Consider the following 19,065-nt stretch of genomic DNA (forward strand, 5'->3'; position numbering starts at 1 on the left):
GAGCCTCCAGGCCGCTGCCGGTCACCGGGTCGGGGTCCCAGAACGGCACGAACTCGAGCACCCGGTGCGGGTCGCCGAGTTCCTTCTCCAGCCGGTTGATCGCCATCCAGCTGTAGGGGCTGCGGAAGGAGAAGTGCACCCGTGGCCCGCGCTTCACGACGGCGCTCCGGTGAGCGCCGCGAGCACCGGCGGGTCGAGCTCGGCGAGGCGGCCCGCCTCGGGACCCCGGCTGACCGCGTAGCCGTGCAGGATGCGGGCGGTCGCCACGTGCACCAGCCGGTCGCCGCGGCGGACGTGACAGTCCATCCGCGCGTCGTAGCTGACGCCGCCGAGCACCTCCTCGACCCGGAACGTGGTCAGCAGGGTCTCCTCCATGTGCGCGTCGGCCAGCAGCGTGACGCGCGACCTGGAGACCACCGGGATCCAGCCGCGTTCCACGAGCATCCGGCCGACCGAGATGCCACGGTCGGCGAGGAACCGGTCCACGGTCTCCTCCAGCGTCCGCAGATATCCGGAGTAGGCGACCCGGTCGGAGAAGTGGCAGTGGAAGTACGGCACCCGCCGCGACCAGCCGAAGGCGGCGGGGTCCCGGCCGAGCAGCGTCTCCATCGGGTCGGCCCCCGGCGGCAGCGCGAGGTCGGCGGCCTCCCCGCCCGCGCCGGCCACCCCGTCGGTCACCATCGCCGCCACCGGGCCGTCCGGGAGGGGGGCCTCGCCCGGCGCGTCCCGCTCACGCACGAGTACGACGGTCGCCTTCGCCCGGCAGATCGTCACCTCCTCGCCCGGCTCTCCTCGCCGGACGGACAGTCGTACGGCGAAGCGGCCCGGTCTGACCTCTTTCGCCGTGGCGGTCACCTCGTCGTCGACGTCGAGCACGGCGGGCAGCAGCATCGAGCAGTCGGCGATCTCCAGCCCGAGGCCGAACTCGTGGTAGAGCCGGCCCGGCCCCAGGCCGCGGTCGCGGAACCACTGCAGGACGGCGGCCTCGACGAGATAGCCGAAGTGCTTGAAACCGACCCAGGTGCGGATGTTCGCCCCTTCGTAGCCGGGCCGGCCGCGCAGCGTGCTCGTCCGGTCGGCCCCGACGGTCACCGTCACCGGTTCTCCTCTCTGGTCGGCACGCCCGGCGGGGCCGGGACGCGCACTCGCTCGGCGAACGACCGCACGTGCGCGGCCACCGCCTCGGCCTGGTTCACCTGGCAGAAATGGCCGAAGTCCGGCTCCACGGCGATTTCGCCGTACGGCAGACGCCGGCCGAGCGCGGCGGCCCGCCCGCCGTCGAGCGCGGGGTCGAGCCCGCCGGCGATGACCAGCGACGGCACGGTCACGGCGGCGAGATCGAGCTCGGCAGTGGCGAGGAACTGGTCGAACAGCACGGTGAAGCCCACCGGGCCGATCCGGTCGATCATCTTGGCGAGCATCGACTCGGCCACGTCGGGATCGATCCGGCCGAGGCGGCGGCCGAGGCGCAGTTCGAGCCCCTCGCGGATGATCTGCTCGAAGTCCCGCAGAGCGCGTTCGAAGACCGGCCAGGAGATCTCCAGTTCGGGCGGGCAGTAGAACGGCGTCACCAGCACCGCGCGTGCGGCCGCCGGGGACGGCCCGCCCGTGAGCGCCTCCAGCACGGCGTTGGCCCCGAGCGAGTGCCCGATCAGCAGGTCGGCCGGGGCGTCCAGCGATGCCAGGGCGGCGCGCAGCCAGCCGCCGGGGGTGCCGTACCTGCGCCAGGCGTGGTCGGAGCCCGCCTTCCACGGCATCTCCGCCGCGTAGAGCCGCCAGCCGGGGTCGAGCAGCCCGGCGAGCGCGGTCCAGCCGCGCCACTCGTCCTCCATGCCGTGGACGAGCACGACCACGTCGCCGCCGTCGTCGCCGCGAGTGAGCGGATGCAGCCGCGGCCACGCGGGCGGCGTACCGGGCGGTGTTCCACCTGGCGCTCCCGGCGGCGTTCCCGGCGGTTGGGACAGCGGTGACCTGGGCGGCGCGGTCATCGCGGCCTCACCAGCAGCTCGCGCCGGCCGTCCTCGGGGTCGCCGCAGATCACCCGGGTGGGGCCGCCGCCGCCTTCGACGTCGGCGACGGCGAGCCCGGTGAGCAGCACGCCCGCCGCGCCGTAGGTGTCGCCCAGGTCGCCGGCCAGCTCGCCCGGCGTCCACGCGGCCGGCGCGTCCTCCCGGCCGGCGAAGCGGCCGAGCTCGATCACGGGGGCGCGGGCCGCTTCGGCGGGTTCGAGCACGAGGCAGGCGGCGGCCGCCCGCAGCGGGACGCCCGGCGGCGCGCCGGCCCTGGCGGCGTGCAGCAGCGCGGCGTCGGCGTCGTCCGGCTCGACGCCGACGACCACGACCCGCCGGGCCCGTCCCGCCCGCAGCAGCAGGCAGGCCAGCCGGACGGCGTCGAGTCCCGCCGTCGCGCCCGAGCAGACGGTCAGGTTGGGCCCGCCGAGCCTGAACCAGACGGCGATCGCCCCGGCGATCACGTTGCTCGACGCGCCGGGCGCGTCCATCGGGCTGACCGCGCGCGGCCCCTGGTCCAGGGTCTCCCTGGCGATTTTGGCGACGGTCGCCACGTTGCCCAGGTTCGAGCTCACCACGACGGCGGCGCCGGGGTCGGCCGGGCCGGTCGGGCGCGGGGCGCGCGGCGGCCGGCCGAGCGCCCGGTGCACCGCGCACAGCGCCAGCCGGGTGGCCTGGTCCTTGGCCAGCAGGCCCTTGCGCCCGAGCAGCTCGGCCGCCTCCGGTCCGTCGCAGGCGGGCCCGCGCAGCGCGGCGGGCAGCGTGCCGGGCTTGTCCCCCGGCACGTGCAGGGCGTAGGCGGTGACCGCGGCCGACATTACGGGCGGCGCGGGCGCGGGGGACGGCGCCGCCATCTCAGGCCGCCTCGATCAGGGCGACCGCGTTCACACCGCCGAAGCCGAAGGCGTCGATCTGCACGGTCGACGCCGCGGTGCGCATCGGGGCGTCGCGCACGAGCCGCAGCCCCGCCGCCTCGGGCAGCGGCCGTCGCAGCCCGCTCACCGGGGGCACCACCCCCGCCTCCAGGCCGTGTACGGCCATCGCCAGGCTGAGCAGCGCCGATCCGCCCGAGGTGTGGCCGACCGCGCCCTTGACGGCGGTGACGAGCGGGCCGGGGTCGCACTCGCCGAAGAGCTCGGCGAGCGCCCTCGCCTCGGCCGGGTCGTTGAGCGCGGTGCCCGTGCCGTGCGCGTAGACCACGCCGACGTCGCCGGGGGTCCGCCCGGCCCGGTCGAACGCGTCGCGCATGGCGCGCAGGATGCCGGTGTGGTCGGGCGCCGTCTCGTGCCAGGCGTCGCAGGACAGGCCGGTGCCGAGCAGCCGCACGTGGCCCGCCCGCCCGGCCGCCCCGGCGGATCCGGCGGGGTCGTCGGGGACCAGCACGACGGCGACGGCGCCCTCTCCCAGGAGGACGCCGTGGTCGTCGGCGTCGAAGGGCCGCACGCGGGTCGTCGGCGTCTCGGCCACCCGGCCGATCATCGCCAGCATCGAGACCGTCATCGCGTCGGTGCCGCCGACGAGCACGGCGTCGGCCTCGCCGAGCTCGATCAGGTCCTGGGCCAGCGCCAGCGCGTGCCCGCCCGCGCTGCACGCCCCGGCCAGCGTGTGGACCTCGCCGATCCCGGGGGCTGCGCCCGCGAGCGCCGCGCCGAAGTGCAGCGACTCGGTGTGGAAGCGTGCCTCGCCCACGGCCATGGCCTCGACGGCGGGCAGCTCGCGCAGGCCGGTGCCCACGATGGCGGTCGTACGGCGGGCCGCCGGGTCGACTCCGGCCGCGGCGAGCGCCTCCCGCGCGCAGTCGGCCAGCCAGGCGCTCGCCCGGAACGGACCGGGCGTGGGGTCGTGGATCTCGTAGCCGTACTCGACGCCCGACCGGGCGGGGTCCTGGTGGCGCAGCGGACGGGCGCCGCACTCGGCGCGCAGCAGCGCGGCGAAGGTGGCCGGGCCGTCCCCGAAGCAGCTGCGCACTGCGCTACCCGCGATGCGTACCGGCATCCCGCCATCCCCTCACCAGGGCGGCGGTGACCGCCCCGTCGGCGCCGCGGCCCGTGATCACGGTGAGCCCGCCGTCCGGCGCGTCGCCGCACCTGTGCTCGGCCAGCACCCGGGCCAGGGCCACGGCCTGGGTGGCGGCGCGGCAGTCGCCGAGCGCGTCGCCGACGCCGAGGTGCGCCACCGGGCGGCCGAGCACGGTGGTCACCGCGTCAGACTCGGCGGTCTCCCCCGGCAGGTCGCCGGTGGCCATCGCGCCGACCTCGTCAGCGCTGACGTTCGCCCGGGCGAGGGCCCGGCGGACGCATCCGGCCAGCGTCTCGGTGACCGACGGCCCGCCGGTGGGGCTGAAGCCGGTCGTGACGGCCAGGACCTCGCCGAGGGCCGGGCCGCCGGCCCGGGCGTGGCGGTCGAGCACGAACACGGCGGCCGCCTCGCCCGCCGGCCGTGCCCCCGCCAGCTCGGCGGCCCACGCCGCCTGCGGGGTGAACTCCTCGACCGCGCCGACCAGGATCGTGTCGGCGAAGCCGCGGTCGAGCGCGTTCATCGCGTAGCGCAGCGACTGGAGGAACGCCAGCGGCCCGCCGGCCACGGTGGCGTTGACCCCCTTGAAGCCGTACCAGATCGCGGCCTGGCCGCTGGCGCAGTTCATCACGGTGTTGGGGAAGAGCACGGGGTTCACGAGATAGGGCCGGTCCTGGACGAGCGTCTCCCGGGAGTAGTCCATGGTGGAGCCGAGGCTGCCCGTCGTGGTGCCGAGCACCAGGCCGATCCGCGCCGGGTCGGCGGTCTCGAGGTCGAGCCCGGCGTCCCGTACGGCATGGCCGCACGCCACGATCGCCAGGGCGGTCGCCCGGTCGAAGAAGCTGGTGCCCTTGCGGCCCAGGGTCGCCCGCACGTCGAAGCCGGCGATCGCCGAGGCGGTCGGGCGGGGCAGGTCCTCGTACAGCCCGGTCACGTCCACGCGCACCGCCGGGGCGCCGGCGGCGGCCACGGCCGGCGCGGCGAGCGCGGCCGGTCCCTCGCCCGCGGCGGTGAGCACCCCGCACCCCGTGATCGGCACCCCGGTCATCGCACCGCTCCGAACATCGTGATCGCGTTGTTGCCCCCGAAGGCGAACCCGTTGTTCTGCGCGACCCGCACCTCGGCCGGCCTGGCCGTGTTGGGCACGGGATCGACCCAGGGCATCCCGGGATCGGGGGTGGTCCAGTTGATCGTGGGCGGCAGGAAGCCCTCGGCGATGGCCAGCGCGGTGGCGATCGCGCCGAATCCGCTGGCCGCGCCCATCGTGTGCCCGAGCATCGACTTGATCGAGCTGATCGGCGGCGCGCCGTCGCCGAAGACCTGGCGTACGGCCCTGGCCTCCACCAGGTCGTTGGCCGGCGTGCCGGTCCCGTGCGCGCTGATGTAGTCCACGTCCTGCGGGCGGATCCCGGCGTTGCCGTGCGCGATGCGCATGCAGGCCGCGATGCTGTCCTCGTCCGGCGCGACCATGTGTCCCGCGTCGCAGTTGACGCCGTAGCCGAGGACCTCGGCGTAGACGCGCGCGCCGCGTGCCGCAGCGTGGTCGGCGTTCTCCAGCACCAGCACGGCGCCGCCCTCGGCCGTGAGGATGCCGCTGCGGCCCGCGTCGAAGGGACGGCACTCGCGTTCGGTGAGCGCGCCGAGCCGGTAGAAGCCGGCGTGCGCCCAGCGGCACACCGAGTCGGCGCCGCCGGCCAGCATCACGTCGGCCTCGCCACCGGCCACGCAGTCGTAGGCGTAGCCGATGGCGTAGTTGCCCGCCGAGCAGGCCGTGGCCAGGGTGAGCGCCTCGCCGGTCAGGCCGAGCTCCTCGGCGACCGCGTAGGCCAGCCGCTCGGCGGGCAGCCGCCTGATCGCCTCGGGGTCCATCCCGGCGAAGCCGTCCGCGAGCTGCTGGGCGACCAGCAGCTCGACGACCTGCGACTCGCCGCTCGTGGTGCCGATGACCGCGCCGGCGCCGCCCGTCCACGAGCCGCCCGGGTCGAGCCCGGCGTCCCGTACGGCGAGGCGTGCGGCGGCCGCGGCGAGCTGCGAGGAACGCCCCCACGCCTCGGGCTTGAGCCGCCGCAGCACGGCCTCCGGCCGGAAGTCCTTCGTCTCCCCCGCGTGCCGGTGCGGGAAACCCGACGCGTCGAAGCTCTCGATCGGGGAGACGCCGGAACGCCCGGCGCGCAGCCCGCCGAGGAATGCGGTCACCCCGATCCCGATGCTCGACACGGGACCGAGGCCGGTGACCACGACCCGGCTCATCCGATCATTCCCCCCAGCCCGCGTACCGGGCGACGACGTCGTAGACGGCCTTGAGGTTGCGCATCTCGTTCAGCTCCGACTGCGGGATCTCGACCTTGTACCTCTTCTCGATGCGGGCCAGGATCTCGATCGCCCGCAGCGAGTCGGCCTCGTACTCCTCGACGAAGTCGCCGCCGTCGGCGACCTCCTCCGGCTCCAGTTCGAGGACCTCGGCGACGATCTCGCGCAGTTCCTCCAGGTGTCCGGCGGGCTGGCTCATCTGCTGCTCCTTCTGTCGTGAGGGTTGTCGCCGTCGGCCGCCCCTGCGGCGAGCACGACGTCCGTGGGCCGGATGACCGCCATCAGCGAGGCGTAGGACGCCACCCGGGAGGAGCCGACCCTGCTCTCCCCGCCGGCGAAGGCGGCGCCGTCGACCACCTGCTCCAGGCGGACCAGATGGCGCACCACGTCTCCGGGGTGGACGGGACGCTCGATCACACAGTCGCGGGCCGCCGCGAACATCGGCACCGATGGCGGAGCCGGCTCGGCGCGCGGCACCGACAGCAGCCACAACAGCGCTGCGGCCTGCCCGAACGACTCGATGAGCAGGCTGGCCGGATAGGCGTGTCCCGCGGGCCCGGCGTCCTCGGGCAGGGACCGGTAGCAGGGCTCGCAGGCGCTGATCGCCTTGACCGCCACCAGCGACTCGCCCGGCACGAACGTCTCGACCCGGTCCACGAGCAGCATCGGATGGCGGTGCGGCAGCAGGTCGCGGATGGCCGCGTGGTCGAGCCTCCGGGACAGGTCAACGGCCATCGGCCACCTCCGGTGCGAACCGCACGCGTACCGTCGCGACGAGACTCCCGTCGTCCCGCTCGCAGCGGGCGTCCACCTCGAAGCCGTCGTCGCCCGGCGTGATCACGGCGGTCAGCCGGAACGCGTCACCGTCCAGCAGGGGGGACAGGAAGCGGACCGACCGCAGCCGGGTCAGCCGCAGCGGGCCGCCGAGCGCGGCGGCGGCCGCCTGCTCGACACTCTCCAGGATGAACACGCCGGGATAGACGGTCAGCCCGGGGAAGTGCCCGGTCATGTACGGATCCGCCGACGTCACGGTCTTTCCGGCCCGGACCGTCAGCCTCCCGTCGGGCTCGCGGTCCCACTCGACGTGTTCCACGGCGGTCAGCGGCGGCGCCGTCACAGGACCATCCCCCCGTCCACCTGGATGACCTGGCCGGTGATGTAGGAGGCGCGATCGGACAGCAGGAAGGCCACCAGCTCGGCGACGTCGGCCGGCTCGCCGAACCGGCCGAGCGGGATCTTCTCCAGGGCCTGGGCGCGGAGCCTGCCGGAAAGCTCCTCGGTCATGTCGGTCTCGACGAAACCGGGCGCGACCACGTTGACCCTGATGCCGAACCTGGCGACCTCCCGCGCCAGCGACTTGCTGAGCCCGATGATCCCGGCCTTGCTCGCCGCGTAGTTCGACTGCCCGGCGTTGCCGTGCACACCGGCGATCGACGACAGGTTGACGATCGCCCCGGCCTTCCGCTTCACGAAGCGGAAGGCGACCGCGCGGCACAGGTGCCAGGTGCCGGTGAGGTTGGTGCCGAGGACCGTGTGCCAGTCCTCCGGCGACATCAGCACGGTCGGCCGGTCGCGGGTGACCCCGGCGTTGTTGACCAGCGCGGTGAGCGGCCCGACCGCCGCCTCCGCCTGCCGTACGAACTCCTCGACCGCCTCGTCGTCGCGCACGTCGCAGGCCGCGAAGTAGCCGCGGGTCCCGAAGGACTCGATCTCCGCGCATGCCTTGCGCGCCGCCTCCGTGTCGGTGCTGAAGCAGCCGGCGACGCGGTAGCCCTCGGCCGCGAGCCGTACGGCCACGGCCCTGCCGATGCCGCGCGACACCCCGGTCACCAGTACGGATCCCGATTCCCGGGCCTCCGTGACGGTCTCGCTCAATCAGATCGCCCCCAGATCGCGTAGCCGGGCGCGGGCCGCGCCGTCGAGGCCGAGACCGTCCAGGATCTCGGCGGTGTGCGCCCCCGGCTCCGGCGCGCCGGCCCGCACCCGGGACGGGGTGCGGGAGAACTTCACGGCCGGGCCGGTCAGGGGGGCGGCAGAGCCGTTGCTCAGCCGGGTCTCCTGCAGCATCTCCCGCTCGGCGACGTGCGGGTCCTTGGCGACCTCGGCGAACGATCGCACCCGCTGCGCGGTCAGGCCGCGACGGGTCAGCGCGGCCTCGACCTGCTCTGCCGTACGGCCCGCGCACCAGTCGCCCACCAGGGCGTCGACCGCCTCGCGGTTGGCGACACGCTCGGCATTGGTGGCGAACCCCGCGGCCCGGCCGAGCTCGGGCCGGCCGAGCTCCTCGGCGAAGGCGCGCCACTCCTTGTCCAGCCCGATCGCGATGTAGACGTGGCCATCGGCGCACCCGTAGGCGCCGGCCGGCACGACGAAGCCGGCCGCGTTGCCGGTGCGCTCCAGGCGGGCGCCGGTGGCGGCCAGGGTGAGGTTTCCGTCGCTGGTGGCGAGCATCGCGTCCAGCATCGACACGTCCACGTGCTGCCCCTCGCCGGTCGCGTCGCGGTGGCGCAGCGCGGCGAGGGCGCCGATGACCGCGTGCAGCCCGGCGAGGTCGTCGGCGAGGAACGTGGGCGCCTTCAGCGGGCCCCCGTCCGGCTCGCCGTTCAGCGACATCCAGCCGGCGGCCGCCTGCACGGCCGGGTCGTAGCCGGGGCGGCGGGAGTGCGGGCCGTACTGCCCGAAGCCGGAGACGGAGACGAACACCAGGTCGGGCCGGACCGCGCGGCACTGCTCGTACCCCACCCCCCAGGCCGCCAGCGTGCCGGGCTTGTAGTTCTCCAGCAGCACGTCGGCGCTGGCCACGAGCCGCAGGAACACCTCGGCCGCCCCCTGTTTGCGCAGGTCGAGGCCGATGCTGCGCTTGCCGCGGTGCACGATCTGGCGCCACCAGGGCAGCCCGGTGCCGGGCAGCTCGGGCAGCGCCTGCCCCTCCCGGTTGCCGGGCATCTCCACCCTGATGACGTCGGCGCCGAGGTCGGCGAGGATGCTGGACGCGTACGGACCGGACCAGACCTTGGTCAGGTCGAGCACGCGCACGCCGTGCAGCGGCCCGGGCAGGTCGCCGCGCGCGTCTCGGTAGAAGGTCTCGCGGTCCACGGCTAGACCCTGGCCAGGATCGAGGCGGTGCCCAGCGAGCCGCCGCAGCACATCGTGGCCAGCGCGGTCTCCCCGCCGGTGCGTTCCAGCTCGTGCAGCGCGGTCACCAGCAGGCGCGTCCCCGAGCAGCCGAGGGGATGACCGAGCGCGATCGCGCCGCCGTTGACGTTGACGGTCTCCAGGTCCGCCTTGTCGTACGCGGCGGCCCAGGCCAGCACGACGGCGGCGAACGCCTCGTTCACCTCGAACAGGTCGATGTCGCCGACGTCCATGCCGGCCCGGTCGAGGATCTTGCGGGTGGCGACCAGCGGTCCGTCGAGCAGATAGTAGGGATCGGCGCCGGTGACCACCTGATGCAGCAGCCTGGCCCGCGGCCGCAGGCCGAGCGCGTCGGCCCGCTCGCGCGACATCCACAGGATCGCGGCCGCGCCGTCGGAGATCTGGGAGGTGGTGCCGGGCGTGTGCAGGCCGCCCTCGACGTTCGTGCGCAGCCCGGCCAGTGCCTCGGCCGAGGTGTCCCTGAGCCCCTCGTCGGCGGTCACGCCGTCGATCGGGACGACCTCGCGGTCGAAGCGTCCCGCGTCCCACGCGGCACGCGCGCGCCGCTGGGACAGCAGGCCGTACTCGTCGAGCTCGCGCCTGGTGAAGCCCTCGCGCGCCGCGATGCGCTCGGCCCCGCCGAACTGCGCCTCCGGCGGGTCGTCCCAGGGATAGTCGGGGGTCTTGTAGTGGCCGGGGCCCTGGTAGAGGTTGGTGCCGATGGGGACACGGCTCATCGACTCCACGCCGCAGGCGATGCCGACGTCGATGACGCCGGCGGCGATGAGTGCGGCGACCAGGTGGTTGGCATGCTGGGCGGAGCCGCACGAGACGTCCACGGTGGTGCAGGCCACCTCGTAGTCGAGGCCGGTGTTCAGCCAGGCGTTCCTGGTGACGTTCAGACTCTGCTCTCCCGACTGGGTGACGCAGCCGCCGATGATCTGCTCCACCTGCCCCGCTTCGAGGCCGGCCCGGCGGATCACCTCGACCAGCACGTGGCGGAGCAGTTCGACCGCCTTGCGACCGGCCAGCGCTCCGCCGCGCCTTCCCATCGGGGTGCGGACCGCCTCCACGATCACCGGTTGTCCCACAGGCACTCTCCGATCCGATGGAGTATCTGCTATTCCGATACCCGCTTCGCCACACTAACCCGACCTCGCCAGCGCGAACAAGGTGCGTTTCTTGTGTTCTCGGCCATTGCCTAAAACGAAGATAGAAGACAATACTTGGGGCATGTCCACAGCCGTGTCCGGCCTTCCGCCCAGGTTCGACGCGCTCGATCCCGAGGTGGCCGCCGACCCCTACCCGGTCTACCGGGAGCTCAGGCGGGCGGGCCCGCTGTGCCGGATGGGGCCCGGGAGCTTCGGGGTGACCCGGTACGACGACGTGGTCCGTCTGATGCGCGATCCCCGTCTGGGCAGCCGGTTCCCCGAGAGCTACCACCGCATGTCGGCCGGTGACGGCGCCGCCGGAGCGTTCTTCGGGCGGATCGTGCTCTATCGCGACCCGCCCGAGCACACCCGGCTGCGCCGCCTGATCGGCAAGGCGTTCAGCCCCTCCCTGGTGCGGGCCTTCCGCCCCGACCTGGAGCGCATGGTCGACCGGCTGCTCGACCCCGTGGCCGCGCGCGGCTCCTTCGACGCCGTGGCCGACCTGGCCTTCCCGCTGCCCGTGATGGCGGTCTGCGCGCTGATGGGCATCCCCGAGGCGGACCACGAGCTGATCCGGCCGCACGCGGTCGACCTGGGCAAGGCGTTCGCCGCCATCGTGCCGGACGCCGATCGGCCGGCCGCCGACGCGGCCGTCGCCTGGCTGCGCGGCTACCTCGGCGAGATGCTGGACCGGCGCCGTTCCTCCCCCGGCGACGACCTGCTCACCCGCATGCTCCAGGCCGAGGAGGGCGGCGACCGCCTCAGCCACGAGGAGATCGTGGACAACGCGGTCTTCTCCTTCTTCGCCGGCTTCGAGACGACCACCAACCTCATCGCCACCGGCTGCGCCGCGCTGCTCGACCACCCCGGCCAGCAGCGGCTGCTGCGCGCCGATCCCGGCCTCGTGCCCCGTGCCGTCGAGGAGTTCCTGCGCTACGACTCCCCGATCCAGGGGATCGCCCGCATGGTCCGCGAACCGGTCGAGGTAGGCGGCCGTACGATCCGGGCCGGCCGCGTGCTGATCCTGCTGCTCGGCAGCGCCAACCGCGACCCGTCCCGCTTCGACGACCCGGACGAGCTGCTGGTCGCCCGGGACCCCAATCCGCATCTGGCCTTCGGCGGCGGCACGCACACCTGCCTCGGCGCCGCGCTCGCGCGGGTCGAGGCCGACGTGGTGTTCCGCGCGCTGCTGCGCCGTTTCCGCGTCCTCGCCCCCGCCGCTCCCGCCACCCGGCGGGACGGCACGTTCCGGGCGTACGCCCGGGTGCCGATCGAGGTCGAGGCCGCCGACTCATGACCGGGACCGTACGGTCCGGAAAGGCAGGGATCATGGCGACCGCGGACGGGCAGCCACAGGCGCCCGAGTCCGGCGAGGGCACCGGGCCGGACCGGGGAGCCCGGTCGGTGGAGGCCCGGCCCACCGGCGCCCGATCTCCGGGGGCGCCGAGCCGGGCGCCCAGGTTCAACGCGCTGGACCCCGATGTGATCGCCGACCCCTATCCCGCGTACGCGGAACTGCGGGCCGCCGGACGGGTGTGCCGGGTGCACCCGGCGAGCTGGGGCGTCACCCGGCACGCCGACGTGGCCGCGCTGCTGCGCGACCGCAGGCTGGGCAACGAGTTCCCCGCCGACGACCCGCAGTTCCGGATGGCGGAGAACCTCGCGCGCGACGTGTTCCGACGGATCATCCCCACCCGCGACGCCGCCGACCACGGGCGGCTCCACCACCTCGTCATCAAGGCGTTCAGCCCGGGGGTGGCCCGGCGGATGCGCGCCCGCATCGTCGAGATGGTCGACGAGCTGATCGCCCCCTCGCTGGACACCGGCCGCCTCGACGCCGTGGCCGACCTGGCCTTTCCGCTCGCCGCCACCGTGGTCCTCGAGCTCATCGGCATTCCGCGGGAGGCGCGGGCGGAGATCTGGCCCCGCTCCACCGCCCTGGCGAAGGCGTTCACCCCGTTCCTGCCCGAGGGCGACCGCAAGGAGGCCGACGAGGCCCTGGAGTGGCTGCGCGCGTACGTGCACGAGCTGGCCGGGCGACGCCGCCCCGACCCCGACGGCGACCTGCTCGGCCGGCTGCTCGCCGCCGGAGCGGACGACCCCGGCTCCTACAGCCGCGACGAGATCGTCGACAACGTGCTGTTCCTCTGCTTCACCGGCTACGAGACGACGATGAACATGGTGTGCACCGGCTGCTCGGCCCTGGCCGCCAACCCGGGCGAGTGGCTGCGGCTGCGAGAGACTCCGCGGCTGGCCACGACCGCCGCCGAGGAGTTCGTCCGCTACGACGCGCCGATCCAGTACACCGCGCGGCTCGCCCTGGAGCCCATCCGGATCGGCGACCGGCTCATCCGCAAGGGGAGGTCGGTCTTCCTGCTGCTGGGCTGCGCCAACCACGACGAGGAGGTCTTCGAGCGCCCCGACCGGCTCGACATCGGCAGGAGCCCCAACCCGCACGTGGGGTTCGGCGGCGGAGTGCGCGGCTGCCTCGGGTCGGCGCTGGCCCGCGTCGAGGGCGGCGTCGTCTTCGAACGGCTCGCCGCCCACGTGGCCACCATGGAGGCGGCGCGCCCGCCGGTGCGGGTGCCGAGCACCCTGTTCCGGTCCTACTCCAGCATTCCGCTCGCCGTCACCCCCGCCTGACCACGCGGACCCGACGTGATCGAACACCTGCTCCCGCCCGGCGTCGCCGGCGCCCACCTGCGCGACTTCTCCACCGCCGGGCCGCTGCCCGCGGCGGAGGAGACGTCGCTCGGCCCGGTCGGCCCCGCCCGGGCCGGGGAGTTCGCCGCGGGCAGGCACTGCGCGCGTGCGGCGCTGTCCGCACTCGGCCGGCCGGGGGCCGAGCTGCCCCGCCGGGGCGACCGCGCGCCCGGCTGGCCGGCCGGCACCGTCGGCTCCATCACCCACTGCCGCGGCTACTGCGCGGCCGCCGCCGGTCCGACCGTGTCGTACCTGTCCATCGGCATCGACGCGGAACCGAACGAGCCGCTGCCCGCCGTGGTGCTGCCCCGGATCTCCAGCGCGGCCGAGCGGCGCTGGATCGGCGCCGCGCCCGGCGGCGTGCACTGGGACAGGCTGCTGTTCTCCGCCAAGGAGAGCGTGTACAAGACCTGGGCGCCGCTGACCGGCGCCTGGCTGGGGTTCCTCGACGCGACCGTCACCGTCGAGCCCGCCGAGATCACCGAGGTCGCGGGCGCGCACGTGACCGGCCGGTTCCGCGTCGCCCTGCACGTGCCGCCACCGCGTATGAACGGCGTGCCGCCGCGCGGCTTCGACGGCCGCTTCCTGGCGCTGCCCGACCTGCTGCTGACCGCGATCGTGTTGCCGCGACCCGGGGCTCCCGGCGTCCGGGAAGGAATGTCATGAGCCTGATCGGACGGTCCGTCCGGCGTACGGAAGACCGGAAGCTGCTGACCACGGGCGGCGTCTACACCGACGACATCGTGCTGGCGGGCTGCCTGCACCTGGTGCCGGTGCGCTCGACGGCGGCACACGCCCGGATCGAGGCGATCCGCACCGAGGCCGCGGCAGCCGTCCCCGGCGTGGTGGCCGTGCTGACCGCGGCCGACGTCGACCTGCCCCCGCTGCTCCCCCCGGCGAGCACGCTGCGCCAGGACATGCCCCAGCCGCTGCTCGCCGGTCCGGTCACCCGCTATGTGGGGGAGGCGGTGGCGGCGGTCGTCGCGGAGAGCCGGGCGGCGGCGGAGACGGCCGCGGCGCTGGTCGCGGTGGACCTCACTGCGCTGCCGCCGCTCGTCGACCCGGAGGAGGCGGCGGCCGACACGCTGCTCCTCCATCCGGAGGCCGGCACCAACACCGCGCTCAAGCTGGCCTTCGCCCGCCCGCCCGGCCGCGCCGACATCTTCTCCGGCTGCGAGATCGTGGTGCGCCAGCGCATGGTCAACCAGCGAGTCGCCGCCTGCCCGCTGGAGACCCGCGGCGGCATCGCCCGATGGGAGGACGGGCGGCTCGTCTACCAGGCCGGCGGGCAGGCCCCGCATCTGTGGCGGGACGCCCTCGCCGCCGCCCTCGGCGTCGAACCCTCCGCCGTGCGGGTCGTCACCCCCGATGTGGGCGGGGCGTTCGGCTCCAAGGCCTTCCCCGCGACCGAGGACGTGCTGGTCTGCTGGGCCGCCCGGCGGCTGGACCGGCCGGTGCGCTGGCGCGAGAGCCGTACGGAGAACCTGACCGTGGGCGGACACGGCCGGGGCCAGGTGCAGGAGGCCGAGCTGGGCGGCACCCGCGACGGCCGCATCCTGGCCTACCGGCTGTCGGTCGTCCAGGACGCCGGGGCCTATCCGCGCATCGGGGCCGTGCTGCCGTTCTGGACCAGGACGATGCTGACGGGTCCGTACGTCATCCCGAAGGCGCGGTTCACCTCCTCCAGCGTGGTCACCACGACCGCGCCGGTCGGCTCCTACCGCGGCGCCGGTCAGCCGGAGGCGGTGGCGGCGCTGGAGCGGATGGTGGACCGCTTCGCCGCCGAGATCGGCATGGACCCGGCCGAGGTGCGGCGCCGCAACCTCATCCCCCGCGACCGGTTCCCCTGGACCACGCTCACCCGGGCCACCTACGACAGCGGCGACCACCACGCGGCGCTGGAGCGGCTGCTCGCCGCGGCAGGCTACCCCGCCCTGCGGGCCGAGCAGCTCCGCAGGCGAGAGCGGGGCGACACGCTGCAGCTCGGTCTGGGCCTGTCGGTGTTCGCCGAGCTGACCGGCGCCGACATGCGGCCCGAGCACGCCGAGGTGACGCTCGGGGTGGACGGCCGTTTCGTGGCGACCGTCGGGACCTGCGGCCACGGCCAGGGGCATCCGACCGCATGGGCCGTGCTCGCCGCCGAGGCGCTCGGCGTCGAGCCCGGCCAGGTGGAGGTGCGGCAGGGCGACACGGACGCGCTGCCGGAAGGCGGCGGCACCGGCGGCTCGCGCTCGCTGCAGACGGGCGGCCTCGCCGTACACCAGGCCGCGCTCGCGCTGGTGGAGGAGGCCCGCATGCGCGCGGGAAAGCGTCTCGGCGTCGACGCCGAGCTGGTCGCCTTCGACGGCGGGCGCTTCCTCACGCCGGGGCAGGACGGGGCCGAGCCGGGCCGGGAGGAGCTGAGCTGGGCGGAGCTGGCGACGGACGGGCCGATCCGCGGCTCGGCCGTCTATCGGCCCGGCGGCGGGACCTGCTCGTCCGGCGCGCATCTGGCGGTGGTCGAGGTCGACGTCGAGACCGGGAGGACCCGCCTGGTCAGGCTGGTCGCCGTCGACGACGCCGGCGTGCTGCTCAACCCGCTCCTCGCCGAGGGCCAGGTGCACGGCGGTCTCGCCCAGGGCATCGGACAGGCCCTGTTCGAAGAGGCGGGATTCGGCCCCGACGGCACACCGCTCCACCCTGACCTGCACCACTACGCCTTCGTCTCGGCGGCGGAGCTCCCGTTCTTCGAGACGCTGGCCATGCAGACCCCCGCGCCGGGCAACGCCCTCGGCGTGAAGGGGATCGGCGAGTCCGGGGCCGTCGGCGTGCCGCCCGCGGTGCAGAACGCCGTGGTGGACGCGCTCTCCCACCTGGGCGTCACCCACATCGACATGCCCGCGACTCCCGAACGCGTCTGGCAGGCGCTCCAGAACGCCACCCCCACCCCATAGAGCATCGGTCACGTAATGTCACCGGTATCCGGCGGCTTCGGTCCCTCCACCCACGAAAATTCCTCGCAGGCTCGGAATTTCCGCGGGGCCCGGGATGCGCCGGGAGGAAGCTCCGGTCCGCTGCGAAACCCGCCGGTCGCGGGTTTCGCGTGCGGTCCTCGCTCCCTACCCCCGGATATCGGTTACCTGGCGGGAGTTCTAGACGTTCTCCGTCCGCGACCTGATCGGGCAGACGCTCCCGCCGGGTTCGCCGGGATACCGTTGATCGCTGTCCCGACCGCTGCGGGCAGGCGGATCGGCTCGTCCACGGCGAACTCTTCCAGGAGACCGGCGGTCTCGCTGCATGTCTGGGAGGACGGGCGGCTGACGACCCACACGCGGGCGCTCCCGGTCTGACCTCCACCTATCGGCGCCCCTGGCCGACTCGGGGATCACCCGGTCGTTCGAGGGGAGAGCGGGGGTGGTCAGTCGGAGGCGACCGACAGGGCCTGCTTGGGGCAGCGTCCGACGGCGGTGCGCACCCGGTCGGCCACCGCCCCCTCGACCTGCTCGGTCAGCAGGTGGACGCGGTCGTCCTCGCCCACCTCGAACACCTCGGGCACGAGGCTCTCGCAGACCGAGTGCCCCTCGCACAGCGCCCGGTTCGTGATCACACGCATCTCGCAGACCTCCTACGGGCCGCCGCCGCTCAGACGGGACGGATCTCCAGAATCGGGAACATCATGGTGGGCACGGTCCGCTCCAGCCGCAGGCCGGCCTGTGCCAGCATCTCCTCGATCCGCTCCTGCGACCGGGCGCCGCCGCCGACCATGCACAGCAGCAGCAGGTCGTACAGCTTGCCGACGTCGAACTCGTTGCCGGGCCGTACGACCGGTTCGAGGATGAGCAGCCTGCTGTCCTCGCGCATCGCCCTGCGCACCGTGCGGAGCAGGACGAGCGCCTGCTCGTCGTCCCAGCCGTACAGGATCCGCTTCAGCATGTAGCCGTCGGCCCCGGCGGGGACCTCCTCCAGGAAGCTGCCGCCGCGCACCTCGCACCGGTCGGCCACGCCGTACTCCGCCAGCCGCTCATGGGCGCCGGCGACCACGTGCGGCAGGTCGAAGACGGTGCCGTGCAGATCGGGGAAACGGGCGAGGATGCCGCCGAGGAAGGCGCCGTTGCCGCCGCCGACGTCGACCAGCGTCCGCATGGACCCCCATTCGTAGGCGGGCAGCGCGGTCCGCAGCTCCAGCCGGGTGGCGGCCTGCTGGGACGCGTCGAACCTCGCGCTGTCCTCGGGGTGCTGCTCCATGTACTCCCAGTAGCCCTGGCCGTACACCTGGTCGAAGGCCGCCTTGCCGGTACGGACGCTGTGGTCGAAGGCCGCCCACGCCTCGATGTCGGGCACCAGGAGGGGATAGGCGGCGCGCAGCGACACGGGATGGTCGGAGCGCAGCGGCTGGGCGAGCGGGGTGAGGTCGAAGACGCCGTGCGTCACCTCGGTGAAGATGCCCTTGGCGGCCAGCGCCCGCAGCGCACGGTGCAGCGACGGCGCGTGGGAGCCGGTCGCCTCGGCCAGCTCCTCGACCGGGCGCGGCCCCTCGGTGAGGTGGTCGGCCACACCGAGGTCGCAGATGGCGCGGATGGTGAACGGGACGATGTAGTCGGCCAGCTCGGTCAGCCGGAAGACGGACTGGATGTCAATGCGCGGGCGGGTCTTCACGGTCATCCCGTCATCTCTCTTCCTGTCGAGGGGTGGGGCACGTGCCGTTCGGGCGCGCCTCCAGGAGCGTGAGCGTCGGAGTCGGGACCGCCCGCAGCAGCTCCAGGCCGGCCCGGGCGAGCAGCCGGCCGAGCTCGTGCCTGTCCCGGTGCCTGCCGCCGGTGAGCACCATGGTGTGCACGTCCACCAGCTTCGCCACGTCGAAGCCGTCGCCGTCCGGGATGATCGCCTCGAGGAGGACGAGCCTGCTGTCCCGGCGCATCGCGGCGCGCACGTTGCGCAGGATCCGCTCGGCCGGTTCGTCGGGCCAGCCGGGCAGCACGGTCTTGAGCACGTAGAGGTCGGCCCCTGTGGGCACCGAGTCGAAGAAGCTGCCCGGCACGACCTCGCACCGGCCGGCCAGGCCCGCCTCGGACAGCAGCGCGGGCGCCGCGGCGACCACGTGCGGCAGGTCGAGCAGTACGCCACGGGCGTCGCGGTGGCGGGACAGCAGACCGGCCAGGAACGCTCCGTTGCCGCCGCCCACGTCGACGACCGTGCGCGCACCCGACCAGTCGTAGGCGGACAGGACCGTGCGCAGATGCAGCCGGTTCAGGCTCTCCATCCACCGGTCGACGGCCGCGCCCTCCTCCGGGTTGGCGCCGAGATAGGCCCAGTAGTCCCGGCCGTACAGCAGGTCGAAGGCGGCCTCGCCGGTCCTGAGGGTGTGGCCGGTACGGCCCAGGGCCCTGATGTCGGCGGGCAGCAGCGGGTAGGCGTCCCGCAGCGACAGCGGATGGTCCGACCGCAGCGGCTCGGCCAGCGGGGTGAGTCCGAAGACGCCCGGCGCCACCTCGGCGAACACCCGCGTGCTCGCCAGCGCGCGCAGCAGGCGGTGCAGCGACGGCGGATGCGTGCCCGTCTCCTCGGCGAGCTCGGCCACCGGGCGCGGGCCGTCCGTCAGCAGGTCGGCCAGGCCGAGGTCGCAGGCGGTGCGGATCGCGAACGGCACGATGTAGTCGGCCAACCGGAGCAACTCGGCGATCGCGTCGCCGTCGGCTGCCTCAGCCGGCCGTACCGTCATCGCACCCCCGTCCTCGCCTCGGACCATACTCGTATCTTGTCTT

At 74.3% G+C, this 19,065-nt stretch carries 19 protein-coding genes; 4 read left to right on the forward strand and 15 right to left on the reverse strand.

The window, feature by feature from the left end:
• Nucleotides 1-153: 153 nt before the first annotated feature.
• The 12 genes from AP234_RS30980 to AP234_RS31035 are packed head-to-tail and all read right to left on the reverse strand — an operon-like array spanning nucleotide 154 to nucleotide 10,561.
• Nucleotides 154-1,098: an acyl-CoA thioesterase gene (locus AP234_RS30980; protein WP_200926797.1), complete on the reverse strand. Its 945-nt coding sequence runs from the start codon at nucleotides 1,096-1,098 to the stop codon at nucleotides 154-156.
• Complete coding sequence (locus AP234_RS30985; protein WP_152990720.1) at nucleotides 1,095-1,988, reverse strand: alpha/beta fold hydrolase; 894 nt, start codon at nucleotides 1,986-1,988, stop codon at nucleotides 1,095-1,097. The genes AP234_RS30980 and AP234_RS30985 overlap by 4 nt, the downstream gene beginning before the upstream one ends.
• Nucleotides 1,985-2,863 (reverse strand): beta-ketoacyl synthase N-terminal-like domain-containing protein, encoded by an 879-nt coding sequence (locus tag AP234_RS30990; RefSeq protein WP_055483304.1) that lies wholly within the window; start codon nucleotides 2,861-2,863, stop codon nucleotides 1,985-1,987. The genes AP234_RS30985 and AP234_RS30990 overlap by 4 nt, the downstream gene beginning before the upstream one ends.
• A gap of 1 nt (nucleotide 2,864) precedes the next feature.
• Nucleotides 2,865-4,004 (reverse strand): beta-ketoacyl synthase N-terminal-like domain-containing protein, encoded by a 1,140-nt coding sequence (locus tag AP234_RS30995; RefSeq protein WP_055483305.1) that lies wholly within the window; start codon nucleotides 4,002-4,004, stop codon nucleotides 2,865-2,867.
• The gene (locus AP234_RS31000) at nucleotides 3,982-5,073 is read right to left on the reverse strand and encodes a beta-ketoacyl synthase N-terminal-like domain-containing protein (RefSeq protein WP_055483306.1); all 1,092 of its coding nucleotides are present in this window, start codon (nucleotides 5,071-5,073) and stop codon (nucleotides 3,982-3,984) included. The genes AP234_RS30995 and AP234_RS31000 overlap by 23 nt, the downstream gene beginning before the upstream one ends.
• Entirely contained in the window at nucleotides 5,070-6,275 is a 1,206-nt protein-coding gene (locus AP234_RS31005; RefSeq protein WP_055483307.1) for a beta-ketoacyl-[acyl-carrier-protein] synthase family protein, read from the reverse strand. Before AP234_RS31005 ends, AP234_RS31000 begins: the two co-directional genes overlap by 4 nt.
• 4 nt (nucleotides 6,276-6,279) lie before the next feature.
• Complete coding sequence (locus tag AP234_RS31010; protein WP_055483308.1) at nucleotides 6,280-6,534, reverse strand: acyl carrier protein; 255 nt, start codon at nucleotides 6,532-6,534, stop codon at nucleotides 6,280-6,282.
• On the reverse strand, nucleotides 6,531-7,070 hold the full coding sequence (locus AP234_RS31015) for a 3-hydroxyacyl-ACP dehydratase FabZ family protein (protein ID WP_063843154.1): 540 nt from the start codon (nucleotides 7,068-7,070) through the stop codon (nucleotides 6,531-6,533). The genes AP234_RS31010 and AP234_RS31015 overlap by 4 nt, the downstream gene beginning before the upstream one ends.
• Nucleotides 7,060-7,452 carry a FabA/FabZ family ACP-dehydratase gene (locus tag AP234_RS31020; RefSeq protein ID WP_055483309.1) on the reverse strand — a complete coding sequence of 131 codons (393 nt, stop codon included), beginning with the start codon at nucleotides 7,450-7,452 and terminating at the stop codon, nucleotides 7,060-7,062. Before AP234_RS31020 ends, AP234_RS31015 begins: the two co-directional genes overlap by 11 nt.
• Nucleotides 7,449-8,210 (reverse strand): 3-oxoacyl-[acyl-carrier-protein] reductase, encoded by a 762-nt coding sequence (gene fabG, locus AP234_RS31025; RefSeq protein WP_200926798.1) that lies wholly within the window; start codon nucleotides 8,208-8,210, stop codon nucleotides 7,449-7,451. Before fabG ends, AP234_RS31020 begins: the two co-directional genes overlap by 4 nt.
• Nucleotides 8,211-9,431: a CaiB/BaiF CoA transferase family protein gene (locus AP234_RS31030; protein WP_055483310.1), complete on the reverse strand. Its 1,221-nt coding sequence runs from the start codon at nucleotides 9,429-9,431 to the stop codon at nucleotides 8,211-8,213.
• Between the two features lie 2 nt (nucleotides 9,432-9,433).
• Nucleotides 9,434-10,561, reverse strand: a complete 1,128-nt coding sequence (locus AP234_RS31035; protein WP_055483311.1) for a steroid 3-ketoacyl-CoA thiolase — start codon at nucleotides 10,559-10,561, stop codon at nucleotides 9,434-9,436.
• 142 nt (nucleotides 10,562-10,703) lie between these two features.
• Here AP234_RS31035 and AP234_RS31040 point away from each other — a divergent pair, with 142 nt between their 5' ends.
• From AP234_RS31040 to AP234_RS31055, 4 genes are read left to right on the forward strand one after another with little or no spacing between them, the layout of a single operon-like run.
• Complete coding sequence (locus tag AP234_RS31040; RefSeq protein WP_055483312.1) at nucleotides 10,704-11,918, forward strand: cytochrome P450; 1,215 nt, start codon at nucleotides 10,704-10,706, stop codon at nucleotides 11,916-11,918.
• Nucleotides 11,919-11,950: 32 nt separating this feature from the next.
• Entirely contained in the window at nucleotides 11,951-13,264 is a 1,314-nt protein-coding gene (locus AP234_RS31045) for a cytochrome P450 (RefSeq protein WP_083502598.1), read from the forward strand.
• Between the two features lie 15 nt (nucleotides 13,265-13,279).
• Nucleotides 13,280-13,990, forward strand: a complete 711-nt coding sequence (locus AP234_RS31050) for a 4'-phosphopantetheinyl transferase superfamily protein (RefSeq protein WP_055483313.1) — start codon at nucleotides 13,280-13,282, stop codon at nucleotides 13,988-13,990.
• A complete protein-coding gene (locus AP234_RS31055) occupies nucleotides 13,987-16,257 on the forward strand; it encodes a xanthine dehydrogenase family protein molybdopterin-binding subunit (RefSeq protein WP_055483314.1) in 2,271 nt (756 codons plus the stop codon). The genes AP234_RS31050 and AP234_RS31055 overlap by 4 nt, the downstream gene beginning before the upstream one ends.
• 464 nt (nucleotides 16,258-16,721) lie before the next feature.
• Here AP234_RS31055 and AP234_RS31060 read toward each other — a convergent pair whose 3' ends face one another.
• From AP234_RS31060 to AP234_RS31070, 3 genes are read right to left on the reverse strand one after another with little or no spacing between them, the layout of a single operon-like run.
• Complete coding sequence (locus AP234_RS31060; protein ID WP_055483315.1) at nucleotides 16,722-16,916, reverse strand: ferredoxin; 195 nt, start codon at nucleotides 16,914-16,916, stop codon at nucleotides 16,722-16,724.
• A 29-nt stretch (nucleotides 16,917-16,945) separates the two neighbouring features.
• Nucleotides 16,946-17,965, reverse strand: coding sequence for a methyltransferase (locus AP234_RS31065; RefSeq protein WP_055483316.1), 1,020 nt, complete (start codon nucleotides 17,963-17,965; stop codon nucleotides 16,946-16,948).
• A 4-nt stretch (nucleotides 17,966-17,969) separates the two neighbouring features.
• Entirely contained in the window at nucleotides 17,970-19,022 is a 1,053-nt protein-coding gene (locus tag AP234_RS31070) for a methyltransferase (protein WP_055483317.1), read from the reverse strand.
• Nucleotides 19,023-19,065 lie beyond the last annotated feature (43 nt).

The organism is Sphaerimonospora mesophila (assembly GCF_001417795.1).
GTDB lineage: Bacteria > Actinomycetota > Actinomycetes > Streptosporangiales > Streptosporangiaceae > Sphaerimonospora > Sphaerimonospora mesophila.

Excerpts from the sequence above, each read along its gene's own strand:
- AP234_RS31065 (WP_055483316.1), bottom strand. The coding sequence starts at position 17,965 with ATGACCGTGAAGACCCGCCCGCGCATTGACATCCAGTCCGTCTTCCGG.
- AP234_RS31055 (WP_055483314.1), top strand. The coding sequence starts at position 13,987 with ATGAGCCTGATCGGACGGTCCGTCCGGCGTACGGAAGACCGGAAGCTG.
- AP234_RS30995 (WP_055483305.1), bottom strand. The coding sequence starts at position 4,004 with ATGCCGGTACGCATCGCGGGTAGCGCAGTGCGCAGCTGCTTCGGGGAC.
- AP234_RS31040 (WP_055483312.1), top strand. The coding sequence starts at position 10,704 with ATGTCCACAGCCGTGTCCGGCCTTCCGCCCAGGTTCGACGCGCTCGAT.
- AP234_RS31070 (WP_055483317.1), bottom strand. The coding sequence starts at position 19,022 with ATGACGGTACGGCCGGCTGAGGCAGCCGACGGCGACGCGATCGCCGAG.
- AP234_RS31015 (WP_063843154.1), bottom strand. The coding sequence starts at position 7,070 with ATGGCCGTTGACCTGTCCCGGAGGCTCGACCACGCGGCCATCCGCGAC.
- AP234_RS31045 (WP_083502598.1), top strand. The coding sequence starts at position 11,951 with ATGGCGACCGCGGACGGGCAGCCACAGGCGCCCGAGTCCGGCGAGGGC.
- AP234_RS30985 (WP_152990720.1), bottom strand. The coding sequence starts at position 1,988 with ATGACCGCGCCGCCCAGGTCACCGCTGTCCCAACCGCCGGGAACGCCG.
- AP234_RS31010 (WP_055483308.1), bottom strand. The coding sequence starts at position 6,534 with ATGAGCCAGCCCGCCGGACACCTGGAGGAACTGCGCGAGATCGTCGCC.
- AP234_RS31005 (WP_055483307.1), bottom strand. The coding sequence starts at position 6,275 with ATGAGCCGGGTCGTGGTCACCGGCCTCGGTCCCGTGTCGAGCATCGGG.
- AP234_RS30990 (WP_055483304.1), bottom strand. The coding sequence starts at position 2,863 with ATGGCGGCGCCGTCCCCCGCGCCCGCGCCGCCCGTAATGTCGGCCGCG.
- AP234_RS31060 (WP_055483315.1), bottom strand. The coding sequence starts at position 16,916 with ATGCGTGTGATCACGAACCGGGCGCTGTGCGAGGGGCACTCGGTCTGC.
- AP234_RS31000 (WP_055483306.1), bottom strand. The coding sequence starts at position 5,073 with ATGACCGGGGTGCCGATCACGGGGTGCGGGGTGCTCACCGCCGCGGGC.